Source organism: Trebonia sp. (assembly GCF_030042015.1).
Classification (GTDB): Bacteria; Actinomycetota; Actinomycetes; order Streptosporangiales; family Streptosporangiaceae; genus Trebonia.
The window spans coordinates 1-12128 of record NZ_JASIAL010000553.1; the positions used below are offsets into that span (position 1 = coordinate 1).

Below are 12128 nucleotides of genomic sequence, written 5' to 3' on the forward strand. Positions count from 1 at the left end.
GATATGCCTTTTGCCAGACGTAAACCGAGGACTCGGCAACCCGGAGAATTCTCGCCACCTCAGGCTTGGTGCGCCCCTGCTCCAGGAGCTGGATGGCATAAATCCGCTCTTCGTGGCTCGACCTGCGCCCCTTGCGTGCCATAATGCTATTCTAGCATAGATCTAGGCTCTAAAAACTTAATTTCTGCTTAGTACGAGGAGAGATCGCTGTAGTCGAGGAGGCTTCCCGTCAGCGAGTGCGGGAGCTTGAGGAACTGATCGAGGCTGAACGAGCACCATACGGATTCCTCGATGACCTCCTGACTGCTTCCGGTTCCCTCCTTGTCGAAGCCGTCATTCAGACGCTAAGACTCATGGGGTTCGCCGACGTCAGAGACGTCGATGCCGAGACGGATGCCGCCGGCCAATCCGGGCCGCGCCGCGAGGACATACGCATCATGGATACACGCGTGCCCGTCCTTGTCGAGGTTAAGGGCATCACAGGCATGCCTTCCGAGGAAGAAGCCATGCAAGTCGTGAAGTACCTGAGGCCACGCATGAAGGAGTGGAAAACACCCGACATCCACGGATTGGCAGTCATTAACCACCAGCGGAACTTGCCCGCGCTCGACCGCGAACACGGCCGCGTGTTCCAAGATGATGTGTTGATCAATGCCGAGGACCAAGACTTCACGCTGCTCACCGCCTGGGACCTATACCGCCTAGCTCGTGGTGTCATCACGCATCACTGGCTACGCTCAGATGTCGAGGAACTCTTCCTCACTAAGGGACGGATGGCACCAGTTCCATCTCACTACATTCCGCTCGGCCCGATCGCCCACATCTGGAAGGAGGCATCCGTAATCGGGGTGGAATTGATCGACGGTCCGATTCGTGTCGGTGACCGCATCGCTTATGAACTTCCCGTTGATTTCATGGAAGAGGAGATCACGACCCTGCAAGTAGCTAACTCGTCGGTCGAAGATGCTCTCTCTGGTGCACAGGTGGGGATTAAGACCAGCTTGATTGACCACCTCCGAAAAGGAACGAAGGTGTACCTGGCGAAATCTGGAAAAGGGCAAGGCGCGAGCAGCGTCAATTCCTGAACGCTCCTGAGGACTGCATTACCACGCCCCGCGGCACAGAGGGGTCGCGCAGATCATGCAACTCTGCGCGGACAAGGGACCGCCGATGCTGCGCCTTCGGGAGTGGGGCTACTTAGCCTTACGTGCGGCTGCCGATCGTTTCGCGAGTCGGAGCATGTAGGCGCGCTTTGCATGCTCGGCGCGCTGTCGGCGCTCCTCGGGCGGCAATGTGCCATCGGGGTCTACCTCTTTCTCAAATCGCCTGGGGAACGCTACACGCGCGGGACGTGTACGGGCTGCGCGGTCACGCGTGCGGGCCCACGAGATTTCTGCCGCGATGCGCCCATTAATATCCTTAGCCATGTGGCATCGCCTCCCTCCGTGATTCGCGGCGCACTTGTGGTGCCGATCATCGCCTCAGCCGCCCATGACGTCGTCGTAATGGCGGCGTGCCCGTGCGCTGCGTGCGCTGCGGCCGTACCGGGCGAGCATCTGAGGGCTTGACCAGCCATTGAGTTCCATCAGGTCGCCTTCGGCCCCGCCGTTATCGAACCAGTTGTGGCTGAAGGTGTGCCGGAACTTGTGCGGGTTGACCGCAACGCCGGCCTCCCGGCCGCGCCGCTCGATCATCTGGTAAATGCCACTGGCCGTCATCGGCCCGCCGCGCACGCCGAGCCACAGCGCCGAGACGCGCGCCGTAGGGTGCTTGATCCGTTCGCGCGCGTACCGATCAAGCGCGCGGGAGGTGTCGTAGGTGAATCGCACGGTTCGCTGCTTATCGCCCTTGCCTGTTGTTGACGGCCTGACTAATTGAGCGTCCAGGCTGGGCGTCCGGCTGTGTTCTTTGACGATGTCTTCTTCCCGGGTTGCCTGCGGCGGGTCAGGATCGTCGTGTGGTTGTTTAGCGCCGATTTTCGCGGCGGGTAGTCATCCCCTGGCTGACGGGTGGCATCGTGCCGCTGGGAGGCTTACTTGTGGTGTGTGTGCAGGCGTTTTGTGCGCTGGGCGTGGCTGTAGCGGCCGCGTGCTGGGGTGGGTAGCGCTTACTGCTCGTGCCGGCTGGCCGCCGATGTCCTGCCGGGCGGCCTGCTGAGGGTGCGGCAGCCCAGGCTTACAGCCATGTAATTCATGGCAGAATGTCCCGGTATCGGCGCGGCGGCGGGAGATTCTGCCGCAGGCGTGATGAACTATCGGCATCGACCAGTCAGCGAAAGACCCTCAGCGGCCCGCCCGGCCCGGCGGGGAGTTCTTCCTGCGCCCGGCCTCCCCGGCACACCGCCGGTATGAGGCGCTGCGCGCCTACCTGGCCGAAGGGCTTCCCGCCGCTGAGGCCGCCGCCCGGTCCGGCTACACCCCCGCGAGCCTGCTGTCAGCGGTACGGGATTTCCGCGCCGGCGCCCGGGAGTTCTTCGTCTCCGGCCGGCCCGGCCCGAAGGCCGCCCCGGCCAAGGACGCCGCCCGGGCACGGATCATCGAGTTGCGTGCCGCGGGACACTCCATCGACGAGATCGCCCAGGCCCTGGCCGCGGAGGGCACTCCGCTGAACCGGACCGGGATCGCGGAGGTGATCGCGGCCGAAGGGCTGCCCCGGCTGTGGCGCCGTCCCGAGGCCGAGCGCGGCGGGCCGGCCCGGGAGATCGAGGGTGTTCAATCGTCTGTGTAAGCGGGGGCTAGGGATTCCGGTGTGGCGAGGGTTGCGCTGGTAGAAAGGAATACTCCCCGTGAGCAGGGATGAGCTGGAGAAGGTGCAGGAGATCGTCGCTGAGGGTGTGGCGGCGGAGGGTCTGGCCGATGTGGTGCTGTCGGCAGGGGAATCGGCGGCAAGAAGGCTGGCGGATATCGCCAGCGACGCGGCGGCCGGCCGGATGATCGCCGGCGCGCAGGAGACGGGTATTTCACTGCCGGACGGCCCGGACGGGCTGATCGGGCAGCTGACCGCGAAGGTGATCGAGCGGGCGCTGGCCGCAGAAATGGACGATCACCTGGGATACGTGAAGGGCGACCCGGCGGGAAACGGGTCGGGGAATTCCCGCAACGGGCATTACGGGAAAACGGTGGCTACGACGGCCGGGTGCGTGCGGATTTCCGTGCCCCGGGACCGGAACTCGGCTTTCGAGCCGGTGATCGTGAAGAAGGGGCAGCGGCGGCTCGGGCAGATCGGGGATATCATCCTGTCGCTTTACGCGCGCGGCATGACCACCCGCGATATTCAGGCGCACCTGGCGGAGGTGTACGGCGCGGAAGTCTCGCCCGCGCTGATCTCGAATATCACCGACGTCGTGCAGGACGAGATAATCGCCTGGCAGACCAGGCCGCTGGACTCGTTTTACGCGATTCCCTGCATTGACGCGCTGGTGGTGAAGGTCCGTGACGGCGGCATGGTGCACAACAAGGCCGCCTACCTGGTCATCGGGGTGGACGCCGACGGGTTCAAGCATGTGCTGGGGATCTGGCTGGCCGCCTCCGAGGGCGCCGGGTTCTGGGCCGGGGTGCTCGCCGAGCTCCGCAACCGCGGCGTCCGGGACGTCCTTTTCGTCTGCTGCGACGGGCTTAACGGGCTGCCCGGCGCCATCGCCGCGGCCTGGCCGAAGGCCATCGTGCAGACGTGCGTGGTGCACCTCATCCGCGCGTCGCTGAAATACGTCGCCTGGGACCAGCGGAAGAAGGCGGCCGCCGCGATGCGGCCGATTTACACGGCGGTGAACGAGGCGGCGGCGAAGGCCGCGCTGGAGAATCTGCGCCGCGAGTTCGGGAAGAAGAACCCCGGCCTGGTCGCCGCGTGGGAACGGGCCTGGGACCAGTTCGTGCCATTCCTGCAGTACGACGCGTCCATCAGGAAGGTGATCTACACGACGAACGCGATTGAATCAATTAACTTCCAGCTGCGGAAGATAATAAAGAACCGGGGTCATTTCCCCGATGATGACGCTGCCGTCAAGCTCCTCTACCTCGGGATAAGGAATATCACCGGCCGGCATATCGACGGCGACGGCCTGGTCCGCGAAAGAGGAGAACGCGGCACCGGAAGCTACGGCTGGAAAGCAGCACTGAACGCATTCGCCGTCCATTTCGGCGACCGCGTCCCTGTCTGATCACCCGCAGCAAAGGTAACAGAAGGACAACAACTGCCTTAGCTTACACAGACGATTTGACAAGCTCGGCTAGCCCGCGACCAGCCCCGCCGTGTCGTAAATCCCGCCAAGGCCTAGACGAGCTCGCCGGAGAGCCGCCCCGGATCGTTCGGGATAAAAAACCTACAGCGTCCCGAACGCGTCCTCCAGGATCCCCAGCCCCTCCTCGAGCAGGTCCTCGCCGATCACCATCGGCGGCAGGAACCGCAGCACGTTGCCGAATGTCCCGCACGTCAGCACCACGAGCCCCGCCTTGTGGCACGCCGCCGCCACAGCAGCGGTGGCCGCCGCGTCCGGCTCGAGCGTGCCGGGATGCGTTAGCTCGACCGCGATCATCGCGCCGCGGCCGCGGACGTCGGCGATGACCGGGAACTGCTCGGCCAGCTTGCGCAGCCGGGGCAGCATGATCTCCCCGATCCGGCGCGCGCGGCCCGCCAGGTCCTCAGCCACCATCGTCTCGATCGCGCCGAGCGCGGCGGCGCACGCGACCGGGTTGCCGCCGTAGGTGCCGCCGAGCCCGCCCGGGTGGACCGCATCCATCAGCGCGGCCCGCCCGGTCACGCCGGCCAGCGGCAGCCCGTCCGCGATGGCCTTCCCGGTGGTGATCAGGTCCGGGACCACGCCCTCATGCGAGCACGCGAACCAGTCGCCGGTCCGGCAGAACCCGGACTGGATCTCGTCGGCGATGAACACGATGCCGTTGTCCGCGCAGAACTTCGCGAGCCCAGGCAGGAACCCCTTAGGCGGCACGATGAACCCGCCCTCGCCCTGGATCGGCTCGATGATGATCGCCGCCACGTTGGACTCGCCGACCTGGGAGTGGATCAGGCTCTTGACCACGCCGAGCGCCTCGGCCCTGCAGGCGTCCGGCCCGTCCGGCCAGCGCAGCGGATACGCCATCGGCACCCGGTAGATCTCGGCGGCGAACGGCCCGAACCCCTGCTTGTACGGCATGTTCTTCGCGGTCAGCGCCATCGTCAGGTTGGTGCGCCCGTGGTAGGCGTGGTCGAAGGCCACCACGGCCGAACGCCCGGTCGCGTGCCTGGCGATCTTGACCGCGTTCTCCACGGCCTCCGCGCCGGAGTTGAACAGCGCCGAGCGCTTCTCGTGCGTCCCCGGCGTCAGCCGGGCAAGCGACTCGCACACCTCCACGTACCCCTCGTAGGGGGCCACCATGAAGCACGTGTGCGTGAACTGGGCCGCCTGGGCCGCCACCCGCGACGACACCCGGGGCGCGGCGTTGCCCACCCCGGTGACCGCGATGCCCGAGCCGAAGTCGATCAGCGAGTTGCCGTCGACGTCGACGAGCACCCCGCCGCCGGCCGCCGTGACGAACACGGGCAGCACGGTCGACACGCCGCGCGCGACCGCGCCGGCGCGCCGGGCGGACAGCTCGCGCGAGGCCGGTCCGGGTATCTCGGTGACAAGCGTGCGGCGTTGCGGCAGCCCGGGGCCGCCTTCAGGTACTGCGGTCATGATCGGCACATTAACATTCCCGGCTCAACCGGAGTAGCCGGTACGCAGCCCGGCACGCAGCGGGGACCTGGCCGGGGACGCGCCGCGGATGTTCGCTATCCGAACGCCTGTTCCCCCGTTCGCCCGACCGAAGGTATGGTCGTTGAAGACGCAACAAAGACGGGAGCGATATGGCGCAGATCGTCTCGCTCGCGGAGGCTGTCAGCCGCGCGGTCCGTGACGGTGACACGGTCGCGATGGAGGGGTTCACCCACCTGATACCGTTCGCGGCGGGTCATGAGGTGATCCGGCAGCGACGCCGTGAGCTCACCTTGATCAGGATGACACCGGACCTGATCTACGACCAGCTGATCGGCGCGGGCTGCGCGCGCAAGCTGATCTTCTCCTGGGGCGGGAACCCCGGGGTGGGCTCGCTGCACCGGTTCAGGGACGCGGTCGAGCACGGCTGGCCCGCCCCGCTGGAGATCGAGGAGCACAGCCACGCCGGGATGGCGAACCGGTACGCGGCCGGCGCGGCCGGGCTGCCGTTCGCGGTGCTGCGCGGCTACAACGGGACCGGGCTGGTCACTCAGACCGAGTCGATCAAGCAGGTCACCTGCCCGTTCACCGGGGAGCAGCTGACCGCCGTGTCCGCGGTCAACCCGGACGTCGCGATCATCCACGCGCAGCGGGCCGACCGGGCAGGCAACGTCCAGCTGTGGGGCATCACCGGGGTGCAGAAGGAAGCGGTCCTTTCCGCGCGGCGCTCGATCGTGACCGTGGAGGAGGTCGTCGCCTCCCTGGACCCCAGGCCCAACGCGGTGGTGCTGCCGTCCTGGACGGTGAGCTACGTGGCGCACGTGCCGAACGGCGCTCACCCGTCCTACGCGCTCGACTACACCGTGCGCGACAACGGCTACTACGTCGCCTGGGACGCGATCGCGCGGGACCGCGACACGTTCGGCAGGTGGCTTGACGAGCAGATCTACGAAGTGAGCGCCGGGAGCCCCGCGTGAGCGACTACACCGCCGACGAGATGATGACCGTGGCCGCCGCCCGCGCGCTCACCGACGGCATGACCTGCTTCGTCGGGATCGGCCTGCCGAGCGCCGCGGCCAACCTCGCCCGCGCCACGCACGCGCCCAACCTCGTGCTCGTCTACGAGTCGGGCACGATCGGCGCCAAGCCGGGCCGGCTGCCGCTGTCCATCGGCGACGGCATACTCGCGCAGACCGCCGACGCGGTGATCTCCGTCCCCGAGATCTTCAACTACTGGCTGCAGCCAGGCCGGATCGACGTGGGCTTCCTCGGCGCGGCCCAGATCGACAAGTACGGGAACATCAACACGACGGTGGTCGGCGACTACGGCCACCCCAGCGTGCGGCTGCCCGGCGCGGGCGGCGCGCCGGAGATCGCGGCGTCCTGCAAGGAGGTCATCGTGATCGTCAGGCAGAGCCGCCGGACGTTCGTCGAGAAGGTCGACTTCGTCACCTCGGTCGGCTACGGCGCGGGCCCCGGCGACCGGGAGCGCCTCGGCCTGCGCGGCCGCGGCCCGCGGCAGGTCATCACCGACCTCGGCGTGCTCACGCCCGACCCGCGGACCTGCGAGTTCACGATGACCGCGCTCTTTCCCGGCGTCGCCGCCGGCACGGTCAGGGAGCGCACCGGCTGGGACGTGGCGATCGCCGTGGCGCCGCAGGTCCTCCCGCCGCCGTCCGCGGCCGAGCTGGCCGCGCTCCGCGAGCTCACCGCGTCCCCTCCCGCCCGGTGAAAAGGTGACGGCATGCGAGGCGCTGAGCTCTCCCATCATCCCGAACGATCCCTCCCGACTCCCCAGGACTACCGTGCTGCCGCCGCGCGGATAGCCCCCTACATCCGGCGCACGCCGGTGCTGCGCGCCGCCGTCGACGGCCGCGCGGTCAGCTTCAAGCTGGAGCACCTGCAGGTCACCGGCGTGTTCAAGATCCGCGGCGCGCTGAACGCGCTCTTGCTCGTCCGGCCGCGCCAGGTCGTCACCGCCTCCGGCGGCAACCACGGGGTCGGCGTCGCGACGGCCGCCCGGTGGCTCGGCATCCCCGCTACGGTGTTCGTGCCGGCCACGGTGCCCGAGGCGAAGGCCCGCCGGATCGCCGCCCAGGGCGCGGAGGTCGTGAAGACAGGCAGCGTCTACGCCGAAGCCGAGCACGCCGCCCGCGAGCTTGCCGACCGTGACGGCCGCTACTACGTGCACGCCTACGACGACCCCGCCGTGGTGGCCGGCCAGGGCACGGTCGGCCTCGAGATAGCCGCCGACCTGCCCGAATGCGACGCGGTGGCGGTCCCGGTCGGCGGCGGCGGGCTGCTCGCCGGGGTGAGCGGCGCGATCGCGCCCTGCCCGGTGGTGGCCGTGGAGCCGGCCGGCTGCCCGACCCTGCACGCCGCCGTCGCGGCGGGCAAGCCGGTCCAGGTGGGCGCCGACTCGGTCGCCGCCTCCGCGCTCGGCGCCAGCCGCATCGGCGAGCTGGCGCTGGCCGCCGTCGCGGCCAGTCCGGTCACGCTCGCCATCGTCACCGACGAGCAGATCGTCAGCGCCCGCGACCGGCTGTGGGAGGATTTCCGGTTCGCCGTCGAGCCCGCGGCCGCGACGGCCTACGCCGCCTGGCTGGCGGGCCAGGTAGCCGGGCAGAACCCGTGCCTGCTGCTCAGCGGTGCCAACGCCGACTGGCTTCCGGCTGCCTGACCGCCTGCCGCCCCGGCCCCGGCTTGGCGGTGGGGCCCGGCCCGCAAGCCGGATTCCCGGATCGCGGAACTTCGCCCGTCCTCGTAGAATGCGCGGGTGGTGGGTTACCTGCTCTCGGCCGTCATCTTCGTTTTCATCGTCACGGTGCTCGTCGTGCTCTGGCGGCGCGAGCACCCCAAGAAGTAAGCCGGTTGATCTGTCCGTCCGCCTGACGCGGTGCGCCGCGCGCGGCCCGGTTCGGTATTTCCGCGCCGCGCGGTGAACCCGATACGGACGCCGTCCGTAAGTCCGGGTAGGTGCGAGTGACCTCACGGAACGGAGAGACACCATGGACACCATGGCCACGGAGACTGCACGGACGTCGAATGTGGCGGGGAGTCGGCACACGGGTCGGCGCGGCACAGGGCTGCCGCGACGCGCGATCGTGATGACGGCGACAATCGCCGGGGTGGCGGTGACCGGCCTGTTCCTGGCGGCGTGCGGCTCGTCGAGCAGCCCGCCGAGCACCCCGTCCACCACGCCGGCGGCCGCGGCGGCAAGCACGCCGCCGAGCACGGCGGCCAGCCCTGCGGTGGCCGCGGGAACCGTGACGCTGAAGACCGAGAGCACCAGCCTTGGCGTCGTGCTCGCCGACGGCGCGGGCATGACGGTCTACTGGTTCGCCGCCGACAAGGGCGACACGTCCGCCTGCACAGGCGCGTGCGCGGCAGCGTGGCCGCCGGTGACAGGGACACCGCAGGCGGCGGCCGGCGTGTCGCTGCCAGGCAAGCTCGGCACGATCACCAGGGCCGGCGGCGTTAGGCAGGCGACCTACAACGGCCACCCGCTCTACACGTTCGCGGCGGACACCGCTCCCGGGCAGGTCAACGGGAACGACGTGGACGGGTTCGGCGCCTACTGGTACGCGATCACGATCGGCGCGAGCGACACCTCCACGACCAGCAGCGGAGGCGGCGGCTGGTAATGCCCCCCAACCGGCCCTGACCTCCGTGCAGGCGGTCAGGGCCGGTTGGCGCACGATCACGGGGGTATCAGCCCCGTGTGTCGTCACCAGGGGAATCGCCGGTTACGCCGCCTATGCGGCCAGCGCCGGCGCGGCCCACAGCGCAGGCACCGGCAGCGCAGGCACCGGCAGCGCCGTCTCAGGAGGTGCACGGCCGGCAGCTGCTTGTCATCTACATCGCGCTGATGCTGGCGCTGCTGCTGTCCGCGCTGGACCAGACGATCGTGGCCACCGCGCTGCCGACGATCGTGAGCGACCTCGGCGGCCTGTCCCACCTGTCGTGGGTGGTCACGGCGTACCTGCTCGCCACCACCGCCACCACGCAGGTCTGGGGAAAGCTCGGCGACCAGTACGGGCGCAAGTACCTGTTCCTCGGCGCGATCGCGATCTTCCTCGTCGGGTCGGCGCTGTGCGGTCAGTCGCGGAACATGGGCGAGCTCATCGGCTTCCGCGCCCTGCAGGGCGTCGGCGGCGGCGGCCTGATCGTGCTCACCCAGGCGATCATCGGCGACGTCGTCTCGGCCAGGGAGCGCGGAAAGTACCAGGGCGCCTTCGGCGCGGTCTTCGGACTGGCGAGCGTGATCGGGCCGCTGCTCGGCGGGTTCTTCGTGGACAACCTCAGCTGGCGCTGGGTGTTTTACATCAACCTGCCGATCGGCGCGGTCGCGCTGGTGGTGATCGCCGTCGTGCTGCCGGTCACCGGCGCCAGGCGCGAGCACCGGATCGACTACGCGGGCGCGGTGCTGCTCGCCGGGTTCGCCACGGCCGTGGTGCTCGCCACGTCCTGGGGCGGCACCACCTTCCCCTGGGGCTCCGGCGTGATCATCGGGCTGTTCATCCTCTCGCTCGCCTTGCTCGCAGGCTGGTACCTGTCGGCGCGGCGGGCGGCCGAACCCGTGCTGCCGCTGCCGCTGTTCAGGAACTCGGTGTTCAGCGTGTCGTGCGCGGTCAGCCTGGCCGCCGGGTTCGCGCTGTTCGGCGCGGTGTCCTACCTGCCGCTGTTCCTGCAGGTCGTGCACGGCGTCTCGCCGACGATCTCCGGGGTGTACCTGCTGCCGATGGTGGTCGGCCTGCTGATCACCTCGGTGGGCAGCGGTCAGCTGATCGCGCGGACCGGCAGGTACAAGGTCTACCCGATCGTCGGCACGGCGCTGATGGCTGTCGCGCTCTTCCTGCTGTCCCGGATCGATGAGACCACCCCGACGCTGACGCTGAACCTGTACTTCTTCCTGCTCGGGCTCAGCCTCGGCCTGATCATCCAGGTGCTCGTGATCGCGGTGCAGAACACGGTCAGCTACCAGGACCTCGGCGCCGGCACCTCGGGCGTGACGTTCTTCCGGTCGATCGGCGGCGCGTTCGGCGTGTCGATATTCGGCGCGATCTTCAGCAACCAGCTCGCGGGCAACCTCGCCGCCGCGCTGCACGGCATCCCGCTGCCCGCGGGCTTCAGCGCCGCCGCCCTCGAGTCCGACACCAAGCAGCTGCTGAGCAGGCTCCCGCCGGCCGTCCAGCACGACGTGCTGCACGCCTTCAGCATCTCCCTGCACCCGGTGTTCCTGACCGCCGTCCCGATCGCGCTGGCCGCGTTCGCGCTGTCCTGGTTCCTGCGCGAGGTGCCGCTGCGCACCGCCGCGGGCGAGACGGTGCGCAGCTCGGCGAGCGCGTCCGACCTCGGCGAGGGGCTGGGCGCGGCGCCGACCCAGCGCTCGTCCGCCGAGGAGGCCGAGCGGGTGATGGCCCGGCTGTCCGGCGCCGACCTGCGGCGGTTCGGGTACGCCAAGCTGGCCAGGCTCGCCGGGCTCGAGCTGCCCGGCGGCGCGTGCTGGCTGCTGACCCGGCTCGCCAGGCAGGGCGCGACGCCGGGCCCTGAGCTCGCCAGGCAGGCCGGAGTCACGGTGGCCGAGGGCCACCCGGTCGCCGAGTCGCTGATCAGCAAGGGGCTCATCACCAGGACCGACGGCCTCCTGGCGCTGACCAGCGACGGCGCGCAGACCGCGGAGCGGCTTTTCGCCGCCCAGCGCGACTGGCTGCAGGACCAGCTGGCAGGCTGGTCACCCGAGCAGCACGCCGAACTCCAGCACGTGCTCACCGCGCTGTCGCGCGCGATACTCGGCCACGAGTCGGACGGGCGGCTGGTCGAGCGGTAGCCGCCGCTTTCCGCCCGCCCCGGTGCCGCCCCCTGTCATCCCGAACGATCCCGGCTTACTCCCCGGCCCTCCAGCGGATCCAGGTCGGCCTCGGCCAGCAGCCGGGTGGTCTCCTCTTCCGCGGCGGTGAGCAGCGCGGCGAGCAGGTGCCGCAGCGGCCACTGGCCGGCCGCCCAGGCCAGCCCGCAGGCCAGGCCCTGCGGGCTCGCGGCGTGCACCACGCCGTCGCGGTAGCGCCACGGCACGTCCACTCCGTCCACGACCAGCCGCTCGTGCGCCTCGTACTGCGGCGGGGCGCCGGACAGCACCGCGGCGGCGACCGCGGGCACCGGCGCCCGCTGGCCGGCCGACTCGACGAGGCCGGGGACCTCCTCGGACACCAGGGGCAGGTCGAGCAGGTCGGCCAGGCGGGGCGCCTGGTCGTAGCGGGCCAGCACGAGCGGCAGGCGCGCCACCATCGGCCACAGGTCGGGAGCGTCGAGGACGAGCGCCTCCTCGGCGTCGGCCACGACGACGTCGGCGCCGCGGACGGCCCGCACCCGGTCCGGGGGCGGGACCGCCACGGCGGCCGCGGGAACGGCCGCGAGCGCGGCCCACAGCCCGCGCAGC

Annotated in this window: 11 protein-coding genes and 1 pseudogene; 8 read left to right on the forward strand and 4 right to left on the reverse strand. The window is 69.6% G+C overall.

Features of this window, described 5'->3' with window-relative positions:
* Positions 1 to 142: helix-turn-helix domain-containing protein (locus Q1N79_RS30900; protein ID WP_367185044.1), on the reverse strand; the 142-nt coding region annotated here is incomplete at its 3' end.
* 94 nt (positions 143 to 236) lie between these two features.
* Between Q1N79_RS30900 and Q1N79_RS29685 the strand changes: the two genes are divergently transcribed.
* The gene (locus Q1N79_RS29685) at positions 237 to 1085 is read left to right on the forward strand and encodes a hypothetical protein (protein ID WP_300614429.1); all 849 of its coding nucleotides are present in this window, start codon (positions 237 to 239) and stop codon (positions 1083 to 1085) included.
* 396 nt (positions 1086 to 1481) lie between these two features.
* On the opposite strand, the gene Q1N79_RS29690 is transcribed toward Q1N79_RS29685, so the two are convergent.
* Positions 1482 to 1976: a tyrosine-type recombinase/integrase gene (locus Q1N79_RS29690; RefSeq protein WP_367185158.1), complete on the reverse strand. Its 495-nt coding sequence runs from the start codon at positions 1974 to 1976 to the stop codon at positions 1482 to 1484.
* Between the two features lie 565 nt (positions 1977 to 2541).
* Here Q1N79_RS29690 and Q1N79_RS29695 point away from each other — a divergent pair.
* Together Q1N79_RS29695 and Q1N79_RS29700 are read left to right on the forward strand one after the other, a co-directional pair.
* Entirely contained in the window at positions 2542 to 2727 is a 186-nt protein-coding gene (locus tag Q1N79_RS29695) for a hypothetical protein (RefSeq protein ID WP_300614430.1), read from the forward strand.
* A gap of 166 nt (positions 2728 to 2893) precedes the next feature.
* Positions 2894 to 4156 (forward strand): IS256 family transposase, encoded by a 1263-nt coding sequence (locus Q1N79_RS29700; protein ID WP_300614437.1) that lies wholly within the window; start codon positions 2894 to 2896, stop codon positions 4154 to 4156.
* Between the two features lie 162 nt (positions 4157 to 4318).
* Here the strand turns inward: Q1N79_RS29700 and gabT are convergent, their stop codons facing one another.
* Positions 4319 to 5671 carry a 4-aminobutyrate--2-oxoglutarate transaminase gene (gabT, locus tag Q1N79_RS29705; RefSeq protein ID WP_300614431.1) on the reverse strand — a complete coding sequence of 451 codons (1353 nt, stop codon included), beginning with the start codon at positions 5669 to 5671 and terminating at the stop codon, positions 4319 to 4321.
* Positions 5672 to 5841: 170 nt separating this feature from the next.
* On the opposite strand from gabT, the gene Q1N79_RS29710 reads away from it, so the two are divergent.
* The 5 genes from Q1N79_RS29710 (at position 5842) to Q1N79_RS29730 (ending at position 11519) form a co-directional block, all read left to right on the forward strand.
* Entirely contained in the window at positions 5842 to 6666 is an 825-nt protein-coding gene (locus Q1N79_RS29710) for a CoA transferase subunit A (protein ID WP_300614432.1), read from the forward strand.
* Between the two features lie 20 nt (positions 6667 to 6686).
* Positions 6687 to 7421, forward strand: a complete 735-nt coding sequence (locus Q1N79_RS29715) for a CoA-transferase subunit beta (protein ID WP_300614438.1) — start codon at positions 6687 to 6689, stop codon at positions 7419 to 7421.
* 12 nt (positions 7422 to 7433) lie between these two features.
* Positions 7434 to 8369, forward strand: a complete 936-nt coding sequence (locus Q1N79_RS29720; RefSeq protein ID WP_300614433.1) for a serine/threonine dehydratase — start codon at positions 7434 to 7436, stop codon at positions 8367 to 8369.
* Positions 8370 to 8706: 337 nt separating this feature from the next.
* The gene (locus Q1N79_RS29725; protein ID WP_300614434.1) at positions 8707 to 9333 is read left to right on the forward strand and encodes a hypothetical protein; all 627 of its coding nucleotides are present in this window, start codon (positions 8707 to 8709) and stop codon (positions 9331 to 9333) included.
* A 113-nt stretch (positions 9334 to 9446) separates the two neighbouring features.
* Positions 9447 to 11519 carry an MFS transporter gene (locus tag Q1N79_RS29730; RefSeq protein ID WP_300614435.1) on the forward strand — a complete coding sequence of 691 codons (2073 nt, stop codon included), beginning with the start codon at positions 9447 to 9449 and terminating at the stop codon, positions 11517 to 11519.
* 35 nt (positions 11520 to 11554) lie between these two features.
* On the opposite strand, the pseudogene Q1N79_RS29735 reads toward Q1N79_RS29730, so the two are convergent.
* Positions 11555 to 12128 (reverse strand): annotated as a pseudogene (locus Q1N79_RS29735) (ATP-binding protein); the annotation flags it as partial.

Bases quoted from the DNA above. Each gene is read 5' to 3' on its own strand.
- Q1N79_RS29730 (WP_300614435.1), top strand. From the start codon at position 9,447: ATGCGGCCAGCGCCGGCGCGGCCCACAGCGCAGGCACCGGCAGCGCAG.
- Q1N79_RS29725 (WP_300614434.1), top strand. From the start codon at position 8,707: ATGGCCACGGAGACTGCACGGACGTCGAATGTGGCGGGGAGTCGGCAC.
- gabT (WP_300614431.1), bottom strand. From the start codon at position 5,671: ATGACCGCAGTACCTGAAGGCGGCCCCGGGCTGCCGCAACGCCGCACG.
- Q1N79_RS29720 (WP_300614433.1), top strand. From the start codon at position 7,434: ATGCGAGGCGCTGAGCTCTCCCATCATCCCGAACGATCCCTCCCGACT.
- Q1N79_RS29710 (WP_300614432.1), top strand. From the start codon at position 5,842: ATGGCGCAGATCGTCTCGCTCGCGGAGGCTGTCAGCCGCGCGGTCCGT.
- Q1N79_RS29715 (WP_300614438.1), top strand. From the start codon at position 6,687: ATGATGACCGTGGCCGCCGCCCGCGCGCTCACCGACGGCATGACCTGC.